Origin of the sequence: Rhizobium sp. P28RR-XV (assembly GCF_012641385.1) — a bacterium.
In the GTDB taxonomy this organism is placed as follows: Bacteria; Pseudomonadota; Alphaproteobacteria; order Rhizobiales; family Rhizobiaceae; genus Rhizobium.
Genome location: NZ_JABAIG010000008.1, coordinates 189,295 through 214,889, shown reverse-complemented (window position 1 = coordinate 214,889; position 25,595 = coordinate 189,295). Strand labels below are relative to the sequence as shown.

The 25,595-nt window shown below is 59.8% G+C and carries 21 protein-coding genes; 9 read left to right on the top strand and 12 right to left on the bottom strand.

Annotated features, from left to right (window positions below):
• Nucleotides 1-38: 38 nt before the first annotated feature.
• From HGP12_RS18565 to HGP12_RS18540, 6 genes are all read left to right on the top strand, one after another.
• Nucleotides 39-1,547, top strand: coding sequence for an alpha-N-arabinofuranosidase (locus tag HGP12_RS18565; RefSeq protein WP_168840279.1), 1,509 nt, complete (start codon nt 39-41; stop codon nt 1,545-1,547).
• Between the two features lie 124 nt (nt 1,548-1,671).
• Entirely contained in the window at nt 1,672-3,573 is a 1,902-nt protein-coding gene (locus HGP12_RS18560; protein WP_168840278.1) for an ABC transporter substrate-binding protein, read from the top strand.
• Nucleotides 3,574-3,690: 117 nt separating this feature from the next.
• Nucleotides 3,691-4,695: an ABC transporter permease gene (locus HGP12_RS18555; RefSeq protein ID WP_168840277.1), complete on the top strand. Its 1,005-nt coding sequence runs from the start codon at nt 3,691-3,693 to the stop codon at nt 4,693-4,695.
• Between the two features lie 3 nt (nt 4,696-4,698).
• A complete protein-coding gene (locus HGP12_RS18550) occupies nt 4,699-5,556 on the top strand; it encodes an ABC transporter permease (RefSeq protein ID WP_168840276.1) in 858 nt (285 codons plus the stop codon).
• 2 nt (nt 5,557-5,558) lie between these two features.
• Nucleotides 5,559-6,548 (top strand): ABC transporter ATP-binding protein, encoded by a 990-nt coding sequence (locus HGP12_RS18545; protein ID WP_168840275.1) that lies wholly within the window; start codon nt 5,559-5,561, stop codon nt 6,546-6,548.
• The gene (locus HGP12_RS18540; RefSeq protein WP_168840274.1) at nt 6,545-7,369 is read left to right on the top strand and encodes an ABC transporter ATP-binding protein; all 825 of its coding nucleotides are present in this window, start codon (nt 6,545-6,547) and stop codon (nt 7,367-7,369) included. Before HGP12_RS18545 ends, HGP12_RS18540 begins: the two co-directional genes overlap by 4 nt.
• A 9-nt stretch (nt 7,370-7,378) precedes the next feature.
• On the opposite strand, the gene HGP12_RS18535 is transcribed toward HGP12_RS18540, so the two are convergent.
• On the bottom strand, nt 7,379-7,810 hold the full coding sequence (locus HGP12_RS18535) for an Lrp/AsnC family transcriptional regulator (protein WP_168840273.1): 432 nt from the start codon (nt 7,808-7,810) through the stop codon (nt 7,379-7,381).
• 138 nt (nt 7,811-7,948) lie between these two features.
• Between HGP12_RS18535 and HGP12_RS18530 the strand changes: the two genes are divergently transcribed.
• Nucleotides 7,949-9,052, top strand: coding sequence for a saccharopine dehydrogenase family protein (locus tag HGP12_RS18530; RefSeq protein WP_168840272.1), 1,104 nt, complete (start codon nt 7,949-7,951; stop codon nt 9,050-9,052).
• A gap of 85 nt (nt 9,053-9,137) precedes the next feature.
• Here the strand turns inward: HGP12_RS18530 and HGP12_RS18525 are convergent, their stop codons facing one another.
• The 4 genes from HGP12_RS18525 to HGP12_RS18510 all read right to left on the bottom strand — a co-directional run bounded on the left by HGP12_RS18525 (nt 9,138) and on the right by HGP12_RS18510 (nt 16,538).
• Nucleotides 9,138-12,173: an FAD-binding and (Fe-S)-binding domain-containing protein gene (locus HGP12_RS18525; RefSeq protein WP_168840271.1), complete on the bottom strand. Its 3,036-nt coding sequence runs from the start codon at nt 12,171-12,173 to the stop codon at nt 9,138-9,140.
• Between the two features lie 137 nt (nt 12,174-12,310).
• The gene (locus tag HGP12_RS18520; protein ID WP_168840270.1) at nt 12,311-13,546 is read right to left on the bottom strand and encodes a pyridoxal phosphate-dependent aminotransferase; all 1,236 of its coding nucleotides are present in this window, start codon (nt 13,544-13,546) and stop codon (nt 12,311-12,313) included.
• Between the two features lie 5 nt (nt 13,547-13,551).
• Complete coding sequence (locus tag HGP12_RS18515) at nt 13,552-15,084, bottom strand: aldehyde dehydrogenase family protein (protein ID WP_168879603.1); 1,533 nt, start codon at nt 15,082-15,084, stop codon at nt 13,552-13,554.
• Nucleotides 15,085-15,143: 59 nt separating this feature from the next.
• A complete protein-coding gene (locus HGP12_RS18510) occupies nt 15,144-16,538 on the bottom strand; it encodes a VOC family protein (protein WP_168879602.1) in 1,395 nt (464 codons plus the stop codon).
• Nucleotides 16,539-16,642: 104 nt separating this feature from the next.
• Here HGP12_RS18510 and HGP12_RS18505 point away from each other — a divergent pair, with 104 nt between their 5' ends.
• Nucleotides 16,643-17,551 (top strand): LysR family transcriptional regulator, encoded by a 909-nt coding sequence (locus HGP12_RS18505; RefSeq protein WP_168840267.1) that lies wholly within the window; start codon nt 16,643-16,645, stop codon nt 17,549-17,551.
• A 16-nt stretch (nt 17,552-17,567) separates the two neighbouring features.
• Here the strand turns inward: HGP12_RS18505 and HGP12_RS18500 are convergent, their stop codons facing one another.
• Entirely contained in the window at nt 17,568-18,092 is a 525-nt protein-coding gene (locus HGP12_RS18500) for a 2'-5' RNA ligase family protein (RefSeq protein ID WP_205926531.1), read from the bottom strand.
• 567 nt (nt 18,093-18,659) lie between these two features.
• Between HGP12_RS18500 and HGP12_RS18495 the strand changes: the two genes are divergently transcribed.
• The gene (locus tag HGP12_RS18495) at nt 18,660-19,262 is read left to right on the top strand and encodes a hypothetical protein (protein WP_312862917.1); all 603 of its coding nucleotides are present in this window, start codon (nt 18,660-18,662) and stop codon (nt 19,260-19,262) included.
• Nucleotides 19,263-19,422: 160 nt separating this feature from the next.
• Here HGP12_RS18495 and HGP12_RS18490 read toward each other — a convergent pair whose 3' ends face one another.
• The 6 genes from HGP12_RS18490 to HGP12_RS18465 form a co-directional block, all read right to left on the bottom strand.
• Nucleotides 19,423-20,262, bottom strand: coding sequence for a mechanosensitive ion channel family protein (locus HGP12_RS18490; protein ID WP_168840265.1), 840 nt, complete (start codon nt 20,260-20,262; stop codon nt 19,423-19,425).
• Between the two features lie 121 nt (nt 20,263-20,383).
• The gene (locus tag HGP12_RS18485) at nt 20,384-21,853 is read right to left on the bottom strand and encodes a diguanylate cyclase domain-containing protein (RefSeq protein WP_409527225.1); all 1,470 of its coding nucleotides are present in this window, start codon (nt 21,851-21,853) and stop codon (nt 20,384-20,386) included.
• A 220-nt stretch (nt 21,854-22,073) separates the two neighbouring features.
• Nucleotides 22,074-22,523, bottom strand: a complete 450-nt coding sequence (gene mntR, locus HGP12_RS18480) for a manganese-binding transcriptional regulator MntR (RefSeq protein WP_168840264.1) — start codon at nt 22,521-22,523, stop codon at nt 22,074-22,076.
• Nucleotides 22,524-22,690: 167 nt separating this feature from the next.
• On the bottom strand, nt 22,691-23,695 hold the full coding sequence (locus HGP12_RS18475) for an inorganic phosphate transporter (RefSeq protein ID WP_168840263.1): 1,005 nt from the start codon (nt 23,693-23,695) through the stop codon (nt 22,691-22,693).
• The gene (locus tag HGP12_RS18470) at nt 23,695-24,336 is read right to left on the bottom strand and encodes a DUF47 family protein (protein ID WP_168840262.1); all 642 of its coding nucleotides are present in this window, start codon (nt 24,334-24,336) and stop codon (nt 23,695-23,697) included. Before HGP12_RS18470 ends, HGP12_RS18475 begins: the two co-directional genes overlap by 1 nt.
• A gap of 164 nt (nt 24,337-24,500) precedes the next feature.
• Nucleotides 24,501-25,583, bottom strand: a complete 1,083-nt coding sequence (locus tag HGP12_RS18465) for an LLM class flavin-dependent oxidoreductase (RefSeq protein WP_168879601.1) — start codon at nt 25,581-25,583, stop codon at nt 24,501-24,503.
• Nucleotides 25,584-25,595: the final 12 nt, after the last annotated feature.

Sequence of the window (25,595 nt, the reverse complement as noted above, 5' to 3'; positions counted from 1 at the left end):
ATAAGAACGAAATATGTGATATATATGGGAGGTAGGCCGTGAAGGCGCATGTAATCGTCCACCGAGACTTCCGGATTGCCGATATTGACGATCGGCTCTACAGCTCATTTTTGGAGCATCTGGGTAGGGCGATCTATGGCGGTATCTACGAGCCGGGCCATCCGACTGCCGATGAGCACGGATTTCGCCGGGATGTCATCGAACTGGTCCGCGAGCTGAATTCACCCTATTGCCGCTACCCCGGCGGCAATTTCGTTTCCGCCTATAATTGGGAAGATGGCGTCGGGCCACGGTCAGAGCGCCCGGTGCGTCTCGACCTTGCCTGGCGGACGCGCGAGAGCAACCAGATCGGCGTCAACGAATTCGTCGATTGGTGCAAGAAAGCCAATACCAAGCCGATGCTGGCCGTCAATCTGGGTTCACGCGGCCTCGACGATGCCCGAAATTTCCTCGAATATTGCAATCATCCCGGCGGCACCTATTGGTCGGACCTGCGGCGCAAGCATGGTTGGGCTGATCCTCACGGCGTCAAGCTTTGGTGCCTTGGTAACGAGATGGATGGCCCATGGCAAGTCGGCCACAAGTCGGCTTTTGAATACGGCCGTCTCGCTGATGAAACCGCAAAGGCCATGCGCGGCTTCGACAAATCGCTCGAACTGGTGGTCTGCGGCTCGTCGAATTCCGACATGAAGACCTATCCCGATTGGGAGGCTCAGGTTCTGGACCAGTGCTACGACAGCGCCGATCATATCTCGCTGCACATGTATTTCGCCAATCGCGAAAAGAACACGCTCAACTATCTGGCCAAGGCCGAGAAGCTCGACCGCTACATCGTCACCATCAGCGGCGTCATCGACTATATCAAGGCGAAGAAGCGGTCCAAGAAGACGGTCGGCATCTCCTTCGATGAATGGAATGTCTGGTACCATTCCAACCAGCAGGACAAGGAGATTCTTGCCCGCGATGAATGGCCGGATGCGCCGCATCTTCTGGAGGATGTCTATAATTTCGAAGACGTGCTGCAGGTCGGCGGCATCCTCAATACATTCATTCGCCGCTCCGATCGCGTGCGGATTGCCTGCATAGCGCAGCTCGTCAACGTCATCGCGCCGATCATGACGGAAGACGGCGGCCCGGCCTGGCGGCAGACCATCTATTACCCACTCTATTTCGCTTCGAAATATGGTCGCGGTTATGCGCTGCGTCTCGTCACCGATGGCCCGACCTATGACAGCGACGAAGCTGACGATGTGCCCTATCTCGACGTATCGGCCGTTCATGACGACCTTGGCAAAATGGTCACCCTGTTTGTCGTCAACCGTCATCCGGATAGCTCACTCGATCTCGACACCCGTCTCGAAGGATTTCCCGAAGCCCGCGTCGTCGAGCAGCATGAGATGGCGCACGGCGATCTGCAGGCGGCCAACACGGCAAGGCAACCAAACGCTGTCGTACCGACAAATACGAGCGACGCGAAAGTGGAAGACGGTCGCCTTCGCGCCACGCTGAAGCCATTGTCCTACACGGTAATCCGGCTGTCGGTATGACGGCCGGCGGGCGCTGATCGCGAGGAGGCGGTCCAGTTGGCCTTGAAGGCATAAGGGGAAGAAAGAGCGACCCGCCCGACACCTGTTCGGGCGCGCCGACAATCGACAACAAAGGGAGGAGATCATGCAGCAGTGGAAGAAGCTTGCTTTCGGCGTCGCACTGGCCACGTTCGGCTTTATCGCGACGGTCCAGGCTCAAGACTATACCGCCTTGCCACGCAAGGAGACTTTGATCGTCGAAAACCCCGAGGGGACGATCAAGAATCCTGGCTGGTTCAATATCTGGGTCAATGGCGGCGGCGGCGTTTCGACCGGCCTTCAGCAGCTGACTATGGATACGCTCTGGTACATCGATCCGGAAAAGGGCCTGGGCGGTTCGGCCTGGGACAATTCGCTGGCTGCGGACAAGCCGCAATATAATGACGACTTCACCCAGATGACGGTGAAACTGCGCAAAGGCATCTACTGGAGCGACGGCGTCGAATTTACCGCCGACGATGTGGTCTACACCGTCAAGACGCAGATCGACCATCCCGGCATGAACTGGAGCGCCGCTTTCTCGGTGCAGGTCGCCAGCGTCGAAGCACGGGACCCCTATACCGTCGTCTTCAAGCTGAAGAAGCCGAATTCGCGCTTTCACGCCATCTTCACCGTTCGCTGGAACGGTGCGTGGATCATGCCTAAGCATGTCTTCGAGAAGGTCGCCGATCCCGTTCGCTATGATAATGCCAATCCCGTCTCGCTCGGCGCCTACAAGCTGAAGGCCTACGATCCGCAGGGCAAATGGTACACTTGGGAGAAGCGCGACGACTGGCAGCGCACCTCGCTTGCCCGCTTTGGCGAGCCGGCTCCGAAATATGTGAGCTATGTCGATCCCGGCCCGCCGGATAAGCGCACCATCGCGCAGCTCGAGCATAATCTGGATATCATTCACGACAACACGCCGGAAGGCATGTTCACGCTGAAGGAAAAGTCGAAGACGGTCGACAGCTGGTTCCCTGGCTTCCCCTTCGCTCATCCGGATCCGACGCTGCCTGCAGTGATCTTCAACAATCAGGACCCGTTGTTCCAAAATCCCGATGTGCGCTGGGCATTGGCACTGCTGATCGATATCAAGGCCGTCGATATGGCGAGCTACCGCGGCGCGGCAACGCTTTCCGCGCTCGGTGTTCCGCCGACGGCAATCGCCATGACTGACTATCAGGCGCCGATGCAGGATTGGCTTAAGAATTTCGAGATCGACACCGGCAAGCGCAAGATAAAGCCCTATGATCCGACGATCGGCCAGCAGATCGCCGATATCCTACGCAAGCAGCCGAAATTTAAAGATCAGATCCCGACCGATCCGGCCGCCATCAGCGCTGCCTTTGGCTATGGCTGGTGGAAGCCCGATCCGCAGGCCGCCGCGGAACTGCTGGAAAAAGCCGGATTCAAGAAGGTGGGCGGCAAATGGATGACGCCTGATGGCCAGCCATTCAAGATCCGCTTGACGGTTGAGGGTGACACGCGTTCTGTCTTTACCCGCGCCGGTACCCTGATCGCCCAGCAATGGGCAGCCTTCGGGATCGACTCAAAGGCTGCGCCGACCACCAATCTCTGGCAGGTGGGATTGCAGCCCGGCAGCTACCAGGTTGCGATCGCCTGGAGCGTCGAGACCTGGGGCGGCGATCCCGACCTGTCCTTCTTCCTCGACAGCTGGCATTCCGAGTTCGTCGCCAAGAAGGGTGAGAATCAGGCGCCGCGCAACTGGCAGCGCTGGTCCAATCCCGAGCTCGACAAGATCATCGAGAACATCCGTCGCATCAGCGCCGATGATCCGAAGGGCATCGAACTCGGCAAGGACTATCTGAAGCTGGTCGCCCGTGAAATGCCGACCATTCCTCTGATGTCCTACAACGTCTTCACGTCGATGGACACGACGTACTGGAAGGGTTACCCGACGATAGCGGATCCCTACACCGACCCGGTTCCCAATTGGGCGAACTCGCGGTTGATGATGGTGAAGCTCAAGCCGGCGCAGCCTTAATTCTCCCAAACCTGACGTGGCAGATGCGCCGCGTCGGGCACCTGTCGCCGGGCGCGAAACGGGTCCGGCGATCTTTTCGATAAGAGATGAAGTGCGAGCAGTAAGGAAAACGACGGCATGACGTCCTATCCAGTTTTTGTGTTGAAACGATTTGGCCAATTTCTGCTCGTCGTCTTCCTCGGCATATCAGCGACTTTCTTCATTACGCATCTGACACCGATCGACCCGGTCGAGGAAAGCATCGGCGCCATTCAGCAGATGGGCCAATCCGATCCCCGTGCCGTTGAGCTGATGCGCGAGTCCCTGCGGGAACTCTACGGTGTCGGAGGCTCGATCTGGCAGCAATATCTGCATTTCTGGGGACGCCTTGCGACAGGCGATCTCGGGCCGTCGCTTTCGGCATTTCCCACGCTGGTTTCCGCCATTATTGCAAGGGCGCTGCCCTGGACGATCGGCCTGATGACCGTTTCCACGATGATCACATTCGTGCTCGGCAACATAATCGGCGCGCTGGCGGGCTATTACCGCAAGAGCACGGTGCTAAAAGCCGTGAGCCTCGTTTTCATCGCCATGCAGCCAATACCCTATTATATTCTGGCCTTCGTGCTGATCATCCTCTTCGGCTATATCTGGCCGATCCTGCCGATCAACGGCGGTTATGAGATGAACACCAATCTGCAGCTATCTTTTGCGCTGGTGCTCGATATTTTGCGCCACTCCCTCCTGCCGGCGCTGTCCCTGATCCTTGTCGGGACAGGCGGCTGGCTCATCGGCATGCGGGCGCTCGTCTCCAATATCATCACCGAGGATTATGTCGTTTTCGCCGAGCTTGGCGGCGTGCCGAAGCGCAGGATCCTGCGCTCCTACATCGCCCGCAACGCCATGGTGCCGCAGTTCACCGGCCTTGCCATGTCGCTTGGCGCCGTCTTCAACGGCACCGTCATCACTGAAATCGTCTTCGGCTATCCCGGCATCGGCAATCTTCTGATTTCAGCGGTGCATGCCGGCGACTACAGCCTTGTCCTGGGGCTCAGCGCGTTGTCGATCGTCGGCGTCGCCGCGGCCGTATTCATCATCGATATATTGGGTCCGCTGATCGACCCGCGCATCAAGGTGGAGTAGGCCATGCTGACGATCGTTCGCGACCTCGCTCGCCAGAATGCCGAATTCCTTTGCGGTCTGCTGCTGTTTGCCGTCATCGTCGGAATGGTGATCCTGTCCTATTTCTCGCCCTACGGTCCTTCCGATCTTTATCTGCTGCCGCCCGACATGCCGCCGGATGGACAATACTGGCTGGGCACGACATCGCGTGGCCAGGATGTCTTCTGGCAACTGTCCGTCGCGCTCCGCAACACGCTTTATTTCGGCATCGGCGTTGCCTTTCTGTCTCGCATCATCTCGCTGGTCGTGGGGCTGGTGGCCGGCTATGCCGGCGGCACCGTCGATCGCGTGCTGATGGCGATCAATGACAGCATCATGGTCGTTCCGCAGTTTCCGCTGCTGATTCTGTTCTATTTCGTGCTCAAGGATGAAATGACGTGGACGGTGCTGATCGTCGTCATGGCGTCGCTCGGCTGGTCCTATGACGCGCGCCTGATCCGCTCGGTTGCGATCAGCCTGAAGACGCGGCCCTTCACCACGCAGAGCATCTATTCCGGCATGAGCATGCGCAAGATTCTCGTCGAGGAGCATCTGCCCTATGTGCTGCCGATCGTCTTCGCCACGACGATGAACAATATGATCTGGTCGATCGGCATGGAGATCACGCTTTCGGTGCTCGGCTTCACGGACATCGAAACGCCGACCATGGGCATGATGATCTACTGGGCGAATGCGCATTCGGCGCTGATTGCCGGCACATGGTGGTGGGTTGCGGCCCCCGTAGCTGCCATCGTCGTGCTGTTCATGGCGCTCTTCCTGCTGTCGATGTCGATGAATGAATACAATGACCCGCGCAGTCGTTTGAACCGGATGGGAGGCTAGGCATGGAGGCTGTCGTTGAGGTCAATAACCTCAAGGCCTATTACCGGGCCTTCCTCTATGGCATCGATCGCGAGGTGCGCGCGGTTGACGATATCAGCCTGTCGATCGGTCGTGGCGAGATCTACGGGGTTGCGGGTGAATCGAGTAGCGGCAAAACGACGCTGATCAAGACGATTGCGGGTGCGATCCGGCCGCCGCTTCGCGTCGTATCCGGTGCCGTCAAATTTCACTTCAACGGCGGAACGCAGGATATTTATGCCATGACGCCGGAGCAGCGAGCTTCGCTTCGCTGGCGGCATCTGTCCTATATTATGCAGGGCTCGATGAATGTGCTCAATCCTGTCAGGCGCATCCGTCACTCGTTCACCGATTTCGCCTTCCGGCACATGAAAGCCGATCGTACCACCTTCTTCGACCGGGTGGGCAATCATCTCCAAAGGCTGAAGCTTGACGCCCATCTCCTCGATGCCTATCCGCATGAATTGTCCGGGGGCATGCGCCAGCGCATGACGATCGCGCTCGCCACCATCCTGACGCCGGAATTCATCATCGCCGACGAGCCGACGACGGCGCTCGATGTCATCGTCCAGCGCGATGTCCTGCAGATGATCCGCGAGATACAGCGCGAGATGGGTTCGTCCTTCCTGTTCGTCACGCATGACATGGGCGTTCACGCCGCGGTTTCCGATCGTATCGGCATTGTCTATGCCGGGCGGCTGGTGGAGGAGGCGCCGACGCGCAAGCTTTTCCAGCTGCCGCTGCATCCCTATACGCAGCATCTGGTCGCAAGCCTGCCACGGATCGGCGATGTCTCGACGCGTCCTTCGCTTGAAGGGCGGCCGCCCAATCTCGCCATGCCGCCGGAAGGATGCCGTTTCCATCCGCGCTGTCCGAAGCGCATGGATATCTGCAGCCGCGAAGTGCCGCCCATGGTGACGGTCGAACCGGATCGGCGCGTTGCCTGCTTTGCGGTGACGGGAGGAGGGCGATGAGCGATCTTCTTTCACTCTCGCATGTCAGCAAGGTGTACCGGCAGGGCGGCATGCTCAGCCGTCGCCAGACAACCGCGGTGCAGGATGTCAGCCTGACATTGGGAGAGGAGCCGGAAATCCTGTCCATCGTCGGCGAATCGGGTTCGGGCAAATCCACCATTGCTTCGATGATCCTCGGCCAGACGGCACCGACATCGGGCAGCCTGAACTTTCGCGGCAAACCCGTCACCATTCATGGAAGATCCGAGCGCCGCGCCTTTATGCGCGAAGTTCAACCCATCCTTCAAAACCCGTTCGAAGCCTTCAATCCGCTGAAGAGGGTCGACCGATATCTCTTTGAGACAGCAAGGAATTTTGCCCCGTCTGGCGCGCGGCCGAACCGAGCCGATGTCGAGCGCATGGCCGACGAGGCGCTTGCTCATATCGGCTTGACGCTTGCTGAAGTAAAGGGACGATTTCCGCATGAGCTGTCGGGCGGCCAGCTGCAGCGAACCGCCATCGCCCGGGCGCTCATACCGCAACCGCGCTTGCTGGTGGCCGACGAGCCCGTCTCGATGGTCGACGCTTCTCTTAGAATGGCGATCGTCAATCTGTTCGGCCAGCTGAAGAAGGAGCTTGGGCTCTCGATCATCTACATCACCCATGATCTCGCAACCGCCTATTACATCAGCGATCGCATCATCATTATGAAGAAGGGCGAGATCGTCGAGCAGGGCGGTGCGCGCACCGTCCTCGACAATCCGCAGCATCCCTATTCGCGGGCTTTGAAGGAAGCAGTTCTTTCCACAACGCCGGAGATGGAGCCGGCAGCGCTCGGCTGACCCTTGTTTTCAGCGCGAGATCCGCGTCGAAAGGATGATGGACGACAGGGTGCGTTCGACACCGTCGATCATGCCGATCTCGTCGATCAGCTGGTCCAACTCTGAAATCGAGGGTGCAGCGATAATGGCGATCAGATCGAACGTGCCGCTGACGGAATGAAGCGTCGTAACCTCCGGGATCGCACCCAGCGACGCCGTCACCGCGGACAAGGCTTTCGGCGCGATCGTGATCAGTACATGCGCTCGAATGAGACCGGAAAGATAGGTCTCCGACAGCCGCACGCCATAGCCTGAAATCACGCCTTCTCGCTCTAGCCGTTCGAGCCTCGCCTGAACGGTGGTGCGCGACAGCGACAGCTTTTTGGCGAGCGTCGCCACCGGCATGCGGGCATTCTGGCCGAGCAAGGCGATCAATTCGCGGTCCTTATCCGTAACCTGCATGGCGCTTCCTGCATTTTGCAAAATTGCTTCGTCGTTTTGTATGAATTCATACAACGAAATGCATTTTTCGTCGCTATGAATCGTTCAACTCCCGTCTACACTTATAAAAATCTTATCAATGAAATGCAGGGGAGTCATATGAAAGACATAGTGGTCATCGGTGCAGGCAAGATCGGTGGGGCGATCGCTCTGATGCTGGCTGAAACGGGCGATTACAGCGTCGTTGTCGCCGACCGCAGCCAGGAGCAGCTGGACAAGATCGACCGCCATCCCGCGATTTCCACGGCTGCCGTCGACATCGCCGACCGCGCCGGGCTCGTTGCCGTGCTGAAGGGCAAGTTTGCCGTATTGTCGGCTGCACCGTTCCATCTCACAGGTTTCGTCGCGGAAGCCGCGCTCGAAGCCGGCGTCCACTATCTCGATCTCACCGAAGACGTCGCGACGACGAAGAAGGTGGAAGAGTTGGCTCAGGGCGCGAACACTGCCTTCATCCCGCAATGCGGCCTGGCACCGGGTTTCATCTCGATCGTCGCCAATGATTTGACCAAACATTTCGATAGCCTCGACAGTGTGCGCATGCGGGTCGGCGCGCTGCCGCAATATCCGTCCAATGCCCTGAACTACAATCTGACCTGGAGCACGGACGGCCTCATCAACGAATATATCGAGCCATGCGAGGCGATCGTCGAAGGCAAGCTCGTCACCGTGCCGGCCATGGAAGAGCGCGAGGAATTCTCGCTCGACGGCGTCACCTATGAGGCCTTCAACACGTCAGGCGGCCTTGGAACCTTGGCTAAGACGCTCTCTGGCCGCGTGCGCACGATGAACTACCGGACCATCCGCTATCCCGGCCACCAGGCCATCATCAAGGCGCTGCTTAACGACCTGAACCTCAAGAACCGCCGCGACGTGTTGAAGGATCTCTTCGAAAACGCGCTGCCCGCCACCATGCAGGATGTGGTTGTCGTCTTCGTCACCGTTTGCGGCTGGCGCGAAGGCCGTTACATGCAGGAGACTTATGCCAACAAGGTCTATGCAGGCATCGTTGCGGGGAAGAAGATGAGCGCCATCCAGATCACCACCGCCGCCGGCATCACCACCGTGCTCGATCTGCTGGCGCAGGGTAAGCTGCCCGCCAAGGGCTTCGTCTGCCAGGAAGAAATCGATTTCAACGACTTCCTCGCCAATCGCTTCGGGCAAGTTTACAGTGTTGAAACGATCAGGATGAGAGAAGCCGTGTAAGCGGCTATTCCTCTTGTTATTTTTCAGATGCGGCGCCTTCGGGCGCCACATGTGTTTTAGCCGTTGGAAATTTGCCTTATGGAGGCTAACCAATCAGCCGATCGAGGATCTCCACCGGATGCGGGATGGTTTGGCGATCGATCTTGGCGATTTGCGAGCGGCAGGAGAAGCCGGTCGCCGTGACCACGGTTTGATGACCGTTCTCGGCGACCTTGTCCTGCCAGCTCATCGCGTAGAGCTTCTCAGAAATGGCGCGATTGCGCACCTCGTGACCGAAAGTGCCGGCCATGCCGCAGCAGCCGACATCGGCCATGTCGAGCTTGATTCCTAGCTTGTCGAACAGCAGGGACCATTGCTTGATGGCGGCCGGAGCATTCGTCCGTTCCGTGCAATGCGCAAGCAGTGTGAAGCGCTCTTGCGGCGAAGTCTGGGCTGGCGGCAGTCGGTCGAGATTGGCCACGAGCCATTCCTGAAGGAGCAGTACCGGCGCCTGCAGCCGGGCGGAGGGCAGGGCGGCATATTCGCTGCGATAGGTCAGCGTCATCGACGGATCGATGCCGACCAGCGGGATGCCCATTTGCGAGATGCGATCGAGATAATCACGGGATTTCATCGCCGCCTCTTCGAAACGCCTGAGATAGCCATGCACATGCAGGGCCTTGCCGTTCAGCTGCGAGGCGGCGAGCCAGGGTTTGACGCCCATTTTCAATGCGAGCTTGAGCGTGGCGATGACAACAGCCGGGTCGAAGTAGGTGGAAAACGCATCGGCAATGATGACGACCGCGTGCGCCCGCTCTTCCGCTGAGAGCTGCGCCAGATGTTCGGGCGTGGCGATCCGTACGCCGAGACGAGCGGCTTCCCGTTCGAGCGACATCGCGGCCATGGCCGGAAGCGCGGTGAGGCCGGCAAGCCGCATCAAGGCCTGGCCGGCGCGGGAGCCGGTCAGCAAATTGTAGGCCGGCTTGAAGCGCGCCATCAGCGGCAGGGTAGTTTCGATGGCGGCGACGATCGGATCTTTTAACGGCCTGACATAGCGGCCGTAATAGAGCTCCAGGAATTTCGATCGGAAGGCCGGCACGCTGACCTTGACGGGACATTGGCCGGCGCAGGCCTTGCAGGCGAGACAGGTATCCATCGCCGCCCGCACCTCATGCGAAAAGTCGCCTCGATTGGCCGGATTGAGCGAGTTGACCGTCCGCCGCAAGAGATTGCCGAAAGGGTTGGTGCGGCGCAGCACTTCTGTCTCGTGCCGCGGATCGACCTGCCGTTCGGCAAGTAGACGCAGCCATTCGCGCATCAGCGCCGCGCGGCCCTTCGGCGAATAGCGCCGGTCGCCCGTCGCTTTAAAGGAGGGGCACATCGGGCTCGCCGCGTCGAAATCGAAACAGGCGCCATTGCCGTTGCAATAGGCTGCATTGTCGAAGGCGGCGCGGATATCGTTGCCGATGATACGATCGAAGTCACCGCGCAGTGATACTTTATCGATCGTCAGCAGCGGGCGCGACGAGGCCGAGGCGATCTTGCCGGGGTTGAGGCGATCGTCCGGGTCGAAGGCGCGCTTGATCTCCTGCAGGCTGGGATAAAGGTCGCCGAAGTAATCAGGCACATATTCCGAGCGCACGCCTTTGCCATGCTCGCCCCAGAGCACGCCGCCATATTTGCGTGTGAGGGCAACGACGCCGTCGCTGATCTTGCGGACGAGCGGCTGATGGTCTGATCGGGTGAGATCAAGTGCCGGGCGAACATGCAGCACGCCGGCATCGACATGGCCGAACATGCCGTAATCCAACCCCTCGGCATCAAGAAGCGCCCGGAATTCAGTGATATAGGTGGCCAGATGCTCGGGCGGAACGGCGGTGTCCTCGACGAAGGGCACTGGCCGCACAGGCCCGTCGACGTTGCCGAGCAGGCCGACGGCGCGCTTGCGCATCGACCAGATGGCCTCGATCTCGGCCTTTTCGCGGGCGAGCGTATAGCCCTTGTGGCGCGCGGAAGAGCGGTCATTGAGGGCGGCAGCGACCTCGGCTAGCTTGCGCTCCAGCTCCTCATGGTGGTCGGCCAGCACCTCGACGATATTGATGCCGTTGGCGGAGCCGGATGCATCCTCGGGGAAGAAGCGGGCGATGCCGGTCCAGACGATATCGCCCTTTGCCAGGCCAAGTACTTTCTCGTCGACTGTCTCCACCGAGGCGACCTTCAGCGCCACCAGCCGCCGCGCATCCTCGAGCGCCGTGTTGAAATCATCATAGCGGATGTTGATGAGGGCCGATTGCGCCGGGATCGGCAGAACATTGAGTTCGGCCTCGGCGATCATGGCAAGCGTGCCTTCCGAGCCGCACAATACCGCGTTGAGATCAAAGCGGCCATCGTCGCGCCTGATATGGGCGAGATCGTAGCCGGTCATGTAGCGGTTGAGCTTCGGAAAGGTCGCCGCGATCAGCGCGCTTTTGTCTCTGGCGATCGCATCGACGATCCTGTGAATTTCTCCGATCCGGTCGTCACGTGCCCTGATCTCCCCCAGTTCGGCATCGTCCAGAGGGCGCGACCACCAGTCGCCGCCATCGGAGAGCACGATGCGAAGGCCGAGAACGTGGTTGCTGGTCTTGCCGTAAAGGCATGAGCCCTGGCCACAGGCATCGGTGGAGATCATGCCGCCGATGGTGGCGCGGTTGGAGGTGGAAAGCTCGGGTGCGAAGAATAGCCCGTACGGTTTCAGCGCCTTGTTGAGCTGATCCTTGACGACACCGGCCTCGACCCGGGCAATCCTTCGAACCGGATCGATCTCCAGGATCCGGTTCATATGCCTGGAGCAATCGACGACGATACCTGAGGTCAGCGATTGCCCGTTTGTCCCGGTTCCGCCGCCGCGTGGCGCGATGGCAAGCTCGGAAAAGGCGGGCTCTGATATGGCTGCGGCGATGACCTTCAGGTCGGTAGCGCCGCGCGGATAGAGGATTGCCGCCGGCTTGACCTGATAGATGGAATTGTCGGTCGAGGTGACCGTCCGAGCGCCCTCATCCGTTTCCACGTCACCGCGAAAACCGAGAGCAGCCAGCCGGTGCCCGAGGGCGCCGATCTGCTGCTTGAGGCTGTCTTTCGCCGAAACGAGGCGTGGGAGCATGGTGCGAAGGCTTCCGGCGTTCTGTCCGATGACTAGAGCATCTCCGCTTTTTAAACAGAATTACGGAAATGCTCTATCTCTTTGTTTTCACGCAATTCCGGGTGTACAGCCGCTTTGCCGCTTCTGCCGGAATTGCTTCAGCGCCTGAGAGCCGCGCAGGCCCTTTCGATACGATCGAGGGCTTCGACGAGATCGGCTTCCGATGTCGCATAGGAAATGCGGAAATAGGGCGACAATCCGAAGGCCGAGCCAGGCACGACGGCGACATGCGCTTCATCGAGCAGATAGGCGCAGAAGTCCGCATCCGTCCCAATAGATTTTCCGGATGTCGTTGTCGTTCCGAGTATGCCGGCGCAGCCCGAGAATGTGTAGAAGGCGCCTTCCGGCACCAGGCAATCCAGACCCTCAATGGCGTTGAGCCGGCCGACGACCAGATCACGCCGACGCTGGAAGCTTGCCTTGCGGCCCTCAAGAAAGTCCTGCGGGCCATTGAGTGCGGCAACGGCTGCCGCCTGGCTGACGGAGGAAGGGCAGGATGTCGCCTGGCTCTGGATGACGGCCATGGCTTTGATGAGAGCCTTGGGGCCGCCGGCATAGCCGATGCGCCAGCCGGTCATGGCATAGGCCTTGGAAACGCCGTTGACCGTCAGCGTCCGGCTTTTGAGGCTCGGCTCGATGGCGACCGGCGTGGTGAACTCAAAGCCGTCATAGACGATGTGCTCGTATATGTCGTCGACCATCAGCCAGACATGCGGATGGCGCAGCAGCACCTCGATCAGCGGACGATAATCGGCCTCCGAATAGGCAGCACCCGATGGGTTCGACGGCGAGTTGAGCAGCAGCCAGCGCGTCTTCGGCGTGATCGCTTTTTCGAGCTGATCCGCCTGCAGGCGAAAACCGGCCTTGGCATCGCAGGGGATCAGAACGGGCACGCCGCCACAGATCTCGACGATATCGGAATAGGAGGTCCAATAGGGCGTCGGGATGATGACCTCATCGCCCAGATTGATCGATGCCATGAAGGCGTTGAACAGGATCTGCTTCGCGCCCGTCGCCACGGTGATTTCGTCGAGCGCATAGTCGATGCCGTTCTCGCGCTTAAATTTTCCGGCGATCGCCTTCTTCAGCTCCGGCGTGCCGTCAAGCGCGGTATATTTCGTTTCGCCGCGATCAATCGCCGCCTTGGCGGCTTCCTTGACATTGTCAGGCGTGTCGAAATCCGGTTCGCCGGCTCCGAGAATGATGACTGGCAGACCCTCCCGCTTCATCGCATTGGCGCGGGCGCCGATCTGAAGAATGGTGGAGACGCCGATGGAGGCGATCCGCGAAGCGGGCTTAAAGCCCGCCTCCTCGATTTTGGCGGCGATCGTCATGGAGCTTACTCGATGTCGAAGGAGACGCCCTGCGCCAGCGGCAGGGCCTTGGAGTAGTTCACGGTATTGGTCGCCCGGCGCATGTAGGCCCTCCAGGCGTCGGAGCCGGATTCGCGGCCGCCGCCGGTTTCCTTCTCGCCGCCGAATGCACCGCCGATTTCAGCGCCAGACGTGCCGATATTGACGTTGGCGATGCCGCAATCCGATCCGTCTGCCGCAAGGAAGCGCTCGGATTCCTGCATGTCGCGCGTGAAGATCGAAGACGAGAGGCCGGCGGCAACGGCATTGTGCTCGTCGATGACGGCGTCGAAATCGTCATAGGGCATGACGTAGAGGATAGGCGCGAAGGTTTCTTCGAAGACCGCGCCTGCCTGCTTCGGCATTTCCACCAGCGCCGGCTTCACGTAATAGCCGTCGGCATGGCCGACATCGATCCGCTCGCCGCCCGTGACGGAGCCGCCGTGAGCTTTGGCCTCGGCAATCGCCTTCTGCATGCCGTCGAACGCCGCCTTGTCGATCAGCGGGCCGACCAGCGCAGAGGAGTGCAGGGGATCGCCGACCGAGACGCTCTGATAGGCCTTCTTCAGCCGCGGCACGAGCTGGTCATAGACGCTTCTGTGGACGAAGAGGCGGCGCAGCGTCGTGCAGCGCTGGCCGGCCGTGCCCATGGCGCCGAAGGCGATGGCGCGCAGCGCCATGTCGAGATCGGCCGACGGGCAGACGATACCGGCATTGTTGCCGCCGAGTTCGAGAATGGCACGGGCAAAGCGCTTGGCGAGCCGCGGTCCGACCTCACGGCCCATACGGGTCGAACCGGTCGCCGAAACGAGCGGCACCTTCGGGTGATCGACGAGGATTTCGCCGATCGCGCGATCGCCGATCAGCACTTGCGACAGGCCTTCCGGCGCGTCGCCGAAACGGGCAAGCGCGCGATCGAGGATCGCCTGCGAGGCGAGCGCCGTCAGCGGCGTCTTTTCCGATGGCTTCCAGATGACGGCGTCGCCGCAGATCAGCGCCAGTGCTGCGTTCCATGACCAGACCGCGACCGGGAAGTTGAAGGCCGAGATGATGCCGACGACACCGAGCGGATGCCAGGTTTCCATCATGCGATGGCCGGGACGTTCGGTCGCGATCGTCAGGCCGTAGAGCTGGCGGGAAAGGCCGACGGCGAAATCGCAGATGTCGATCATTTCTTGCACTTCACCGAGGCCTTCGGAGCGAATCTTGCCGGCTTCGATCGAGACGAGGCGGCCGAGATCGTCCTTGGCTGCACGCAGCTCTTCGCCCAGCAGGCGCACCAGTTCGCCGCGCTTCGGGGCCGGCACGAGGCGCCAGGCGCGGAATGCGGCATGCGCCTTCTCGATTTTCTTTGCCGCTTCCTCGGCCGAAACGGTCTTGAGGCTGCCGATCTTCTCGCCGGTGACCGGGGAGTAGGAGGGCATATCGCCTTGCGTGTAGAGCGCTTTGTCGACGCCGAGCTTTTCGAGAATGGCGGCAGCTTCGGCTGCAACGGAAGGGGTCTTGGCTGCGATGTTCATCGTTTGAAACTCCACTTGTCTTGATCCGGATGGCGCGCGGCTTTTATTGCCGCATCACCTCAGTCGGCGGCGTCTTGTTTGGATAATGCCCGCAGGCAGGCGTCGATCGATGCCTGTTCAATGCCGGCATAATGGTCGAATTCGTTCAGCACCTTCATGCCGAGATCAGCTTCGAAGCGCTGCTGGTTCGGGCTGGCAACGAATTCCTGCTGCGCGCCGTCACCGAGATTGGATTGGAAGATGCCGGCAGCACTGACGGGAAGGAAATCCTCGTAGACGATCGGGTCGAACTGAACGAGCCCTTGGCCGATCAGCGCATCGATGTCTCCATGGCTCGTCGCGGCTGTTATGCCCTTGGCTGTCAACGAATAGGTGAAGTAGCCGAGGCCTTCGGCGCGGATTGCCGCCCAGTCATCCGGGAATTCAGCAAAGCTCTGAGCGAGCGCGGCTTCATAGTCGCGCGCATTCGATCCATCTACTGCCGGGCGCACGATCTTGCGCGATTGATCCAGCAGCCTGTCATAGAGCGCACGGCCTTTCGGCGTCAGCGCAATGCCGCGCTGCTCGATCTCGCCGAAGCGGGCCGTGTGCGAGCCGGCTTCCCAGACGCCATCGGCGTTGCGGAAAGAGACGGGCTCCTCGAGCGCCTTGAACGAAGTCTGGCGCAACAGGATCGGGCAGGAGCGCGTCGGCGGCCCTTCGACGACCGCTTTCGGTGCGATGTCGTAATCGGGCATCAGCGCCTGCACCCGGTCGATATCCAGGGTGCGCGGCGTCAGATGGTTGATGTGCGGCCCCTTGAACGACACGACATCGGCGATCAGGCGGTGGGCATCGTGGAGGCGGTGATACATGGCGGCATCGACATTGGCTTCGTCATGCCAGCGGAAGGTTTCCAGCACTTCGTCGACGAACCGGCTGGCATCGGCCATGTTCAGCCCGCCATCGCGTTCGGCTTTCTCTGTGAGCGCAACGGCGCCGTCCGCGAAGATCCGGCGCTGTGCGAGAATATCCGCGGCGGCCTTGCGCAGCTCTTCATCTGCGATGAGGTCGAGTCGCAGCAGCGAAGTAAAGACGCGGAAGGGATTGCGCTTCAATTGCGCGTCGCCGACCGGCCGGAATGCCGTCGAATGGACCGGCACGCCGGCGGTCGAAAGATCGTAATAGCCGACCGGATACATGCCCATGACCGCGACGACGCGCGCCATCATCGCAAGCTCTGCCGCGGTGCCGAGACGGATGGCGCCGTGCCGCTCCTCGGAGATGCGATCGAGATAATCGGTCGCCTCAAGGCGTTCCTTCAGCTTTGGGTTTGCTGCCAGCGTTTCGTCGTTGACGCGAGCGACCAGTTCCATGAGCGTGCCATAGGCGGGAACTTCTTCGCGATACATCGCCGACATGGCGGCCGAAAAGGCGCTGCGAATATCGCTGGTCGAGACGTGATCAGGCTTCATGTGCGATCTCTTCCTGAAAGGCTATATCATTCCTATTTGGCAGGATATCTCTTGTTTGGCAGCCAGTCTTGTGAGAGGGAATTCTAACTTGATGCGAAAATGGAATGATCATGCGCCGACGCCTCATCCCTGATATCGTCAATCTGCAGGCGTTCGAATGCGCTGCGCGGCACCAGAATTTTTCGCGCGCGGCCGAAGAGCTGAACCTGACCCAAAGCGCCGTCAGCCGGCAGATCAGCGATCTGGAGCAGCAGACGGGCCTGAAGCTGTTCGAGCGTGTCCGCCAGCGCGTCGTGCTATCCGAAGCCGGGCTTCGGCTGTTGCCGGAGGTGAAGGATCTGCTGCTGCGCTCGGAGCGGCTGATGATCGGCGCCGTTGCCGCCGGTCAGATGAAATTGTCGCTGAAAGTCGCGACCTTGCCGACCTTCGGCACGCGCTGGCTGGTGCCCCGTCTCGGCCGATTCCTTGACGAGCATCGCGATGTTGCCGTCACGGTGGAATCGCGCTCCAAGCCTTTCAGCTTTGACGAGGACAATTTCGATCTTGCCATTCACTACGGCCTGCCGGCCTGGGCCGGCGCTGTGGCGACCTTTCTTTGCAACGAGACCGTTCTGCCCGTTGCCAGCCGCGAGCTTGCCGGACGGCTGGGTCTTGTCTCGCCGGAGGAACTATCAGGAGCCCCGCTGCTGCATCTGACGACCCGTCCGAAGCTCTGGGCGCAATGGTTCGATCTGCAGGGGCTGCCGGCCGACAACGCCTATCCCGGCGCGCGCTTCGATCAGTTTTCCATGATCATCGCCGCGGCCATTGCCGGGCTCGGCGTCGCGCTTCTGCCGACTTATCTGATCGAGGATGAACTCAAAGCCGGTACGCTTCTGCCGCTGTTCGATCTACCGATGCCGACCGAGAACAGCTACTACGTCGTCATGCCGGAAAAGAAGCAGACGAACGAGACTGCGACATTGTTTCAGGATTGGCTGCTGAGCGAGGTCACGCCGCAAACGCAGGCTTGATGATATCGTACAGATTCTATCTGCGTTCGATAGTGCATCTGAACGGCACTGTGGCTTCATGCCGCCACGGGCCGCCGAGATAGCTTGCGAGATCAATTCCGGTAATCCTGATCGGCCGCTGTTCAAACCCCTCTCGCAGTCGGAAGAAGAGCGCATCCGCCTTGGCTCTCTGCGCCTTATTCTGGATGGTGATATGCGGGCGCCATTTCTGCAGATCCTGTGGCCCCGGCCAAGATCCGAACAGCTTCATCATTTCAGCACGCAGTTCGAGCAGGCCGGGACTGTCGATTGCAAATGCGACGCCCGCGCCGAGGTGGCGCACGCCACTCACGACGGCCGCCGGTGCCTCACGACTCCCTACGTGCTCTGCCACTAGCTCCCGCACGCGTGCGAGATGCTGACCCGGAAGATGGTGGAAGATCGTCACATGCGCCTCAAGAAAATTGCTTTCGGCGGGGAAGTTCTCCTCGCGAAGGCGATTGAAGGGAGCGAGATCTTTGGGATGAACGCGTGCGGTGACGATGATAGGCGGGATGCGCAATAATGTTTCCTTTCGTAAGGAAAGCTATCCGATATCCATCATGTTGTCAGGACAGGAGTCGCGTGAGTGGTGGTTGCCGCTTCGCTGCCTCGCCGGCGCTTGATCGCAGCCCGGCATCCGATCGCGCGAATGTGATTATCCATCATTGAAAGCATGGCTTGCCGGGGAAGGCCGGTTTTTCAGGCCATTCGCGGTGATGTCGCTTTCGTGCAGCGACGTCGCAGGTGCGACATGTGTGCAACGCAGCAAAAAACATTGGTTCGAGGGGTTTACAAGCGCGGCCTCGGATGGGAGTCTTTTCTGCGAAGGGTGCTGCTTGATTGGGAGCGGCGTCATGCCTTTCGATCGGACGCCGTTTTACATTGGCTCCGATGCGCCGCGTTCCGCTGGCGCTTAACCGAACAAAATCAATCCGAGGCCAGAACGCGGCATTGCTCCGTGTCTGGCTGTTGTCTTAGTGCGCCCTGGACATCGTCGCGTCCGGGCACAGAAAATTCGGGCTTTAGCATGGGCTTCAAGTCAAAACGCGTCCTTCGGGGCGTTCTTGGTCTTCTTGCGAGTGTCAGCGTGCCGCAGGTGTCCAAAGCCAGCGATCTGATGATCTGGTCGCCCGTCAAGGTCGCACCGCGAGCATATAAGACGACGCTTGGCTTTCGGCTGCCGATGGCCTGGGACGTCAGCGCGGGCATGGATCTCGGCTTGGGTAGCGCCACGAGCGGCGCGATCCTGCGCAGCAGCAGCTTGGCGACGCTGTGGGGCACAGCGATCGACGATCACAGGCGCTTTTCGACCGTATGGCGTCGCGAAGTCGCCTTGAGGGTCGATACTCTGAACAGCACGGGAACCCTATGCTTCGAACGCTCGCGGAGCTGGACGGTATCCGAAAACCTGGATATGAGCACATCCCGCTCCCTGAACCTGAATTACGCGGGATCGCGAAACGCGGCGGATTCCATTACCGCGACACAGGCCGTCACCGTCGCCGTTCCGTGGACGGGAACCTCGCTGTCCGCAATCGGTAATCTGAAGGATGCGGGCAGCGTCTTTTCCAGCACGGTCTCGTTTCAGCAGCCGTTGGCGCCGAATCTCAAGTTTTCGGCTTCCTTTGCAAATCTGGAGACTTTGACGCCGGCCGGCAACCTGCGCGTCGACTACCGCATCAAATGGTAGGGTGACGCCGGTCAATCCTCAGCCGGGTAAAGCGCGGAACAAATGCCATTCATGGAAGTTTAAAGCGAGCAAGAGATCAATCTTGCCCGAGGTGTTATGGCCTCGCGAAGCCTGTCGCTGGTTCAGCTCCCTGCCGGCGGCAGGCTTGGTACGATGCGTGTCAATCGGCTGGGCTAGTCGGCTCGGTGGGGGACTTGACCGTGATGTCTGGTCCGGTGAGTCGGGCCTTCAATCTTGAGACGACATCATGCCGAACATCTGTCCATGACGCAGTGACCGTCCAATACTCGATGTTTAAGACGGTCTGATCGACTGCCAGATCGTCGAGATAGACCTTAGGCGCGGGTGCATTCCTGATGCGCTGATCCGCCTTCAGGACGTCGAGTATGGTCTTGCGGGCAAGGTCGACATCGACCTTTTCGCCCAGGGCAACGGTCAACTCCTGACGGCGATCCGGTTCGCGATTGTAGTTGATGATGGGAGTATTCCAGAGCGTGGAGTTCGGCGCCATGAGATAGAGACCGTCAGCCGTCTTCATCTCCGTTGCAAAGAGCCCGATATCCTTGATGTAGCCTTTGACGTTGGCCGTCTCGATATATTCGCCGACCCGGAATGGCCGCAGGATCAGCAGCATGATGCCGGCTGCGATATTCTGCAGCGTGCCTTGCAATGCCAGGCCGATCGCCAGGCCGGCAGCGCCGAGAGCGGCGATGATGGAAGCAGTCTGGACACCGAATTGCCCCAGAACAGTGATGAAGACCAGTATCAGCAGGCTGTAGTGCAGGACGTTCTGAAAGAAACTTGCCAAGGTTTCGTCGATGCCGCGAATGCGCGAGATGACGCGGTAGGCCGAGCGGCTGATAATGCCGGCGAGAATCCAGCCGCCGATCAGAAGAATGATCGCGCCGAGAAGCGAGAAGCCATATTGAACCGCGAGCGCAGCGGCCTGGTCGAGCGCAGTCCGGGTGGCGACGACAATATTGGTCGTTTGATCTTCCATTGGAGGGCTCCCTCTTATCCCAAAGGCCAAATGAGATGTCGCGGGTTTTGTTCCTGCTCATCGGGCGCATGAAGATCAGCAATTTCAATTGATTGCAGGATCAGTTCCTGTGCCGGAAGCTTCAAGCGCCGTGCTTTGCCTGATGGGCACCCATGGTGGCGGCAGCGGCGTAGTGAGCCTTCTTCTGCTCGTACATGCCGAGATCCGCGCGCTTGATCATGGATTCCATGGTCTCGCCGGGCTCGCTCGTTGCAACGCCGATGGAGACGCTGAGCGGCGCGCTGGAATAGAACTGATTGTTGATCTTCAGCAGTTCGTTGATCGTTTCAACCATCGCGGCAGCCGTGACCTCGTCCGCGCCGGGCATGAGAATGGCAAATTCGTCGCCGCCGATGCGGGCGGCATGGTTCGGCAGGGATACGACGCTGTTCAGCACTTCGCCCATCCGGCGCAGCAACGCGTCTCCGGCGTCGTGCCCGCTCTCGTCGTTGGCCTCCTTGAGGCTGTTGAGATCGATGATGATGGCCGAAACCGGCCGAAGCGATTTGCGCTCCAGCCTGTTGAGTTCGTCCATATAGAAGGCGCGGTTGAAGAGCCTGGTCAGCACATCGTGCTTGCCGAGATATTCGAGATAGGCTTCCGCCTTCTTGCGCGCGGTAATGTCGGTGAGTGCCACTTGCACAAGTGACCAGTCGTCCTCATAGCCGGGGAAAACAGAAAACTGCAGGAGAACGTGGCGCTCCGATCCGTCGAGGGCATAGTTCAGTACCTCGCGCTGATGGAATAGGCGACCATTCCACAATTCCACCAGCTGGCCGCGAAAGTGTTTTTCCATGTCGTCGCGGAACACTTCGCCGATCCGGTGGTGCAGGGTCTGGCGATCGGGTGCACAGAAGAGGTCGAGCGTCGCCTGATTGACATCGAGCACGCTGATCTCGCTCATGCATTGCCGCACGAATTCCGGATGCACGTCGAGAAATACCTGAAAGTCGACAATGCCGCGATCACGGATTTCGTCGAGCAAAATCCTGATACGGCTGAAGTCCTCGACCCATAGGGACACCGGAGAATGCTCGAACAGGCCCTCCGCATAGCGGCGCTGTCGCTCTTCCAGACGCCTTGCTTCCTCGCGCGCGGTCACGTCCTCCGTGGTCAGCAGCAATCTGCTCCAGGATGTTTCATACCCCGGCAGAATGACGCCGCGAAGCTGGATATCGAGCCTTCTGCCGCCTAGCGAATAATTGACCGCCGTACCGGAAAATTCGGTCCTGCCCTCCCAGAGAGCGACCAGTTCGTTCACATGGCTTTGCAGCATCTCGTCCCGGAACACCCTGGAAACTGCGCCGGCCAGCACCTCGAAGGACGGCGCCTCGAAGAGTTCCAATGTCTTGGCATTGACGGCAAGCAGCTTGATCCTTTGCGAGCAAGCCGTGACGCGCTGTAGGTCGGCAAGCAAATATGAGCGCAGGTCCGTCACGCCTTCCGCGCGCCAGAGTTCGAACTGCTCCTTGACGCCGCTGAAATCCTCCAGCCACATGGCGACGGGGGCCAGGTCGAAAACTGTGCTGCTGAGATCCTGGGCGTTCATCATGATTCCCTGCGCCGGCAATAAAACCAGTATGCCAAATAGAAAGACCGGCGGTTCGCTAAGTTCTGCTTAGCGTGCATTTGTAAAGCTTGCGTTGACATCGGATATTGGGTCAAGCCGGTCGGTCAATCGCGGCTTATTTTCAATTCATTCTTGTTAAAACTGTGCCCTAAAAGGCTCGCTGGTGCCATGAGCCGCCGAATTTGCGTGATATCTGCAACCGTCACGTCTTCAAAAAGCGTTCAAACGCTTCGAGGGTCTTTTCGCTGACATGGTGCTCGATACCCTCGGCATCATTTCGCGCGGTATCGGGATCGACGCCGAGACGGCAAAGAACGGCTTCCACAACCACGTGCCGTCGCCGGGTCGCAACCGCCAGGCGCTGGCCTTCCTCGGTCAGGAAGACGCCACGATAGGGGCGCTGCGTGATCAGGTTTTCCTCGACCAGACGCTTGAGCATCTTTGCGACCGTCGGCTGCGTTACCCCCAGTCTCTGCGCAATATCGGTCTGGCGTGCCTCGCCGGCATGCTCTATCAGGTCGGCGATGAGCTCCACGTAATCTTCCATCAATTCGGTACGTCGATCGTCGCGGCTTTTCTGAAAGGCCTCCGCATGCGTCTCCACTTCGGTAGAAGAAAGACGGCTTTCCGGGGCTACGGGCGGTTTCGTCAAGATGGCTCACCTTCGCAAGGTCAAGAAAGTGGTGAAGATATTTAGCCTTGCCTATAAATAAATCGCAAGCGCAATAAAACCCTCACGGCGGTATAATCACCGGCAAATGAGGTCAGGCTTCGCTCTTCGGTTCAGCGCGCTAAGCGCTGTTCCTCATCGTAAGCCGCTCAATGAAAGAGTTGAATGATCCAATAGGATAGCGCCGAGATCACGGCCGCAGCTGGCAGCGTGATGATCCAGGCGATAACGATGTTGCCGGCAACGCCCCACCGTACGGCCGAGACTCGACGCGCGGCTCCGACACCGATGATGGCGCCGGTAATCGTATGGGTCGTGGAAACCGGTATTCCGAGCCAGGTCGCGGCAAAGAGCGTCAATGCGCCGCCCGTCTCCGCGCAGAAGCCCTGCATCGGATTGAGGCGGGTAATTTTCGAACCCATCGTGTGCACGATCCGCCATCCTCCAAGCAATGTGCCCAAGGCCATGGCCGACTGGCATGAGAGAACCACCCATAAGGGAACGTGGAAAGCGCTGCCGCCATATCCTTGGGAATAAAGCAGTATCGCAATGATTCCCATGGTCTTCTGGGCATCATTGCCGCCGTGTCCGAGGGAATAGAGCGAGGCTGAGAAGAACTGCAAGATGCGGAAGGTGCTGTCAACGGCAAACGGGGTCTGCCGGACGAAGAGCCATGTCACGGCAAGCACCAGAAACAATGCGAGCGTGAAGCCGATGAGCGGCGACATGACGATCGCGCCCGCCGTCTTGAGGACGCCGACCCAGACGATCGAACTGATGCCGACCTTGGCAAGACCGGCGCCGATCAGTCCGCCGACCAGTGCATGCGACGAGCTTGACGGAATGCCGAATATCCAGGTGACGATGTTCCAGACGATTGCGCCCATAAGAGCGGAGAAGATGACCGACGCGTCGACGATCTTCGGGTCGATGATGCCCGTTCCAAGCGTTTCCGCGACGTGCAAGCCGAAGAACATGAAGGCGATGAAATTGAAAAATGCGGCCCAGAGAACCGCATATTGCGGCCTGAGAACTCGGGTCGAGACGATGGTCGCGATGGAATTCGCGGCATCATGAAGGCCATTCAGGAAGTCGAAGAACAGCGCCGTGGCAATGATTGCCACCAACAGCGGAAAGGCAAGCGAAGCCTCCATCAGACACTCTCGATCACGATGCCGTTGATCTCATTGGCGACGTCTTCGAAGCGGTCGACAACCTTTTCCAGCTCGCCATATATCTCGCTGCCGATGATGTAGGCCATGGCGTTGGAGGCGCCGTGCGTGCGGAAGAGATCCTTCAGGCCCTGTTCGTGCAGCTCGTCGGCATAACCTTCGGCCTTGACGATCTCTTCCGTGATGGTCGCAAGCCGCGTGGCATTGGTGCCCATGCGAGCCAGCAACGGCACCGCTTCGGCAACGAGATGCGCCGCCTTGACGATCACTTCGCCCATCTGCTGCATGAGGGGATCGAAACTCTTCTGCTCGAACAGGCGTATGGTCTTGACCGTCTTGTGCATCATGTCGATGGCGTCATCCATCGACATGATCAGATCCTTGATGTCGCCGCGATCGAAGGGGGTAATGAAGCTCTTGCGAACCGCGAGCAGCACGTCGCGCGTAATATCGTCGGCCTGATTTTCGAGCTCGATGATCTGCCGGCACCTTCCCTCGATGTCATTGCCGGAAAGCAGGGCGTTCAGCGCCTCGGCGGCACCGACGATCGTGCGCGAATGCTGCGCGAAGAGATCGAAGAAACGATCCTCGCGCGGCATGAGTTTGCGAAACCAGCCTAGCATCAAAGCTCCATGCGTCCATTGTCACGAAATCGTCATAATTGACAAAGTGCGGCTTGGAAAGGCTGGGGATAGTGATGTTTTCAGGTCTTGCCGATGTTTGCTGTGGACGCCACGACGCTCGGCATCGGCTTCCATTCAACGCGGACAGATTTTTCGCCGATGGATCACGCCGAAACGTGCTCGCGCAGCAGCGGCAATAATTGGTCGCCCTGCCGCTTGATTTCCGAGAGATAGGGCGTGTCCGAAAGGACGAAATGCGTGATGCCCAGATCGCGATATTTGAGCAGCGAACGGGCGACGTCTTCGGCCGAGCCGACAAGCCATGTGGTGCCTGCCCCTCCGCCGCCGAATTTGCCCGGCGCGGTATAGAGGTTATCGTCGAGCACGTCGCCGCGCGCGGCGAGATCGAACAACCGTTTCTGGCCGACGGCGACCGACTGCCGATGATCGTTCCAGCGAACTCCGTTGCCTTTGGCCATTTCGGCAACTTTCGCTTCGGCGTCCGCCCAGGCCTGCCCCGTCGTGTCGCGAACCAGCGTCGTGATGCGCAGCCCGAACTCCAGCGGCGGGAGATCTCGATCGAGCTCTCTACTCAATGCCTTGAGCCGGCTGATCCGTTCACCAATGTCGGCGAGCGGCTCACCCCAGAAGAGTTGGACATCGGCTTCAGTGGCGGAAACGCGCTCCGCTGCATCCGACGCGCCGCCGAAATAGAGCTTGGGGTGCAGGCGGTCACCACGGCGCTGGAGGCGTGGCGCGGCAGTGGAGTCGTTCACGCGGAAATGCTCGCCCTCATAGGAGACGTTTTCTTCCGTCCAGAGCTTGCGGGTGAGCCGCATGAACTCCTTGGTGCGGCCATAGCGGTTGGCCTGGTCGCCTTCGCTGTCGCCATAGGCGGCAAGGTTATCCTTACCCGATACGATATTGACGCGCACGCGGCCGCCGCTCAGGTGATCCAGTGTGGCGGCGGCGGAGGCGAAATGCGCCGGTCGCCAATAGCCGGGGCGTATTGCAATCAGCGGCTCGAAAGTGGTGGTGCGGGCGGCAAGTGCGGTCGCGACAGTAAAGGTGTCGGGGCGTCCCCAGCCGGTGCCGATCAGCGCACCCTTCCAGCCGTGATCCTCCAGCGCCCTGGCGTGACTGGTGAGCGTCTCCAGGCTGTTGTGGTTCTCGACGGCGGAATCGCCGCGATGGCCCGGTTTGACATCGTTGGGGATGTACCAGAGAAACTCGCAATTGTTGCTCATGCCTGCGCCTGT

Excerpts from the sequence above, each read along its gene's own strand:
- HGP12_RS18515 (WP_168879603.1), bottom strand. The coding sequence starts at position 15,084 with ATGAACATCGCAGCCAAGACCCCTTCCGTTGCAGCCGAAGCTGCCGCC.
- HGP12_RS18475 (WP_168840263.1), bottom strand. The coding sequence starts at position 23,695 with ATGGAGGCTTCGCTTGCCTTTCCGCTGTTGGTGGCAATCATTGCCACG.
- HGP12_RS18490 (WP_168840265.1), bottom strand. The coding sequence starts at position 20,262 with ATGGAAGATCAAACGACCAATATTGTCGTCGCCACCCGGACTGCGCTC.
- HGP12_RS18465 (WP_168879601.1), bottom strand. The coding sequence starts at position 25,583 with ATGAGCAACAATTGCGAGTTTCTCTGGTACATCCCCAACGATGTCAAA.
- HGP12_RS18560 (WP_168840278.1), top strand. The coding sequence starts at position 1,672 with ATGCAGCAGTGGAAGAAGCTTGCTTTCGGCGTCGCACTGGCCACGTTC.
- HGP12_RS18485 (WP_409527225.1), bottom strand. The coding sequence starts at position 21,853 with ATGATGAACGCCCAGGATCTCAGCAGCACAGTTTTCGACCTGGCCCCC.
- HGP12_RS18555 (WP_168840277.1), top strand. The coding sequence starts at position 3,691 with ATGACGTCCTATCCAGTTTTTGTGTTGAAACGATTTGGCCAATTTCTG.
- HGP12_RS18545 (WP_168840275.1), top strand. The coding sequence starts at position 5,559 with ATGGAGGCTGTCGTTGAGGTCAATAACCTCAAGGCCTATTACCGGGCC.
- HGP12_RS18525 (WP_168840271.1), bottom strand. The coding sequence starts at position 12,173 with ATGCTCCCACGCCTCGTTTCGGCGAAAGACAGCCTCAAGCAGCAGATC.
- HGP12_RS18510 (WP_168879602.1), bottom strand. The coding sequence starts at position 16,538 with ATGAAGCCTGATCACGTCTCGACCAGCGATATTCGCAGCGCCTTTTCG.
- HGP12_RS18530 (WP_168840272.1), top strand. The coding sequence starts at position 7,949 with ATGAAAGACATAGTGGTCATCGGTGCAGGCAAGATCGGTGGGGCGATC.
- HGP12_RS18550 (WP_168840276.1), top strand. The coding sequence starts at position 4,699 with ATGCTGACGATCGTTCGCGACCTCGCTCGCCAGAATGCCGAATTCCTT.
- HGP12_RS18540 (WP_168840274.1), top strand. The coding sequence starts at position 6,545 with ATGAGCGATCTTCTTTCACTCTCGCATGTCAGCAAGGTGTACCGGCAG.
- HGP12_RS18520 (WP_168840270.1), bottom strand. The coding sequence starts at position 13,546 with ATGACGATCGCCGCCAAAATCGAGGAGGCGGGCTTTAAGCCCGCTTCG.
- HGP12_RS18470 (WP_168840262.1), bottom strand. The coding sequence starts at position 24,336 with ATGCTAGGCTGGTTTCGCAAACTCATGCCGCGCGAGGATCGTTTCTTC.
- HGP12_RS18505 (WP_168840267.1), top strand. The coding sequence starts at position 16,643 with ATGATCATGCGCCGACGCCTCATCCCTGATATCGTCAATCTGCAGGCG.
- HGP12_RS18535 (WP_168840273.1), bottom strand. The coding sequence starts at position 7,810 with ATGCAGGTTACGGATAAGGACCGCGAATTGATCGCCTTGCTCGGCCAG.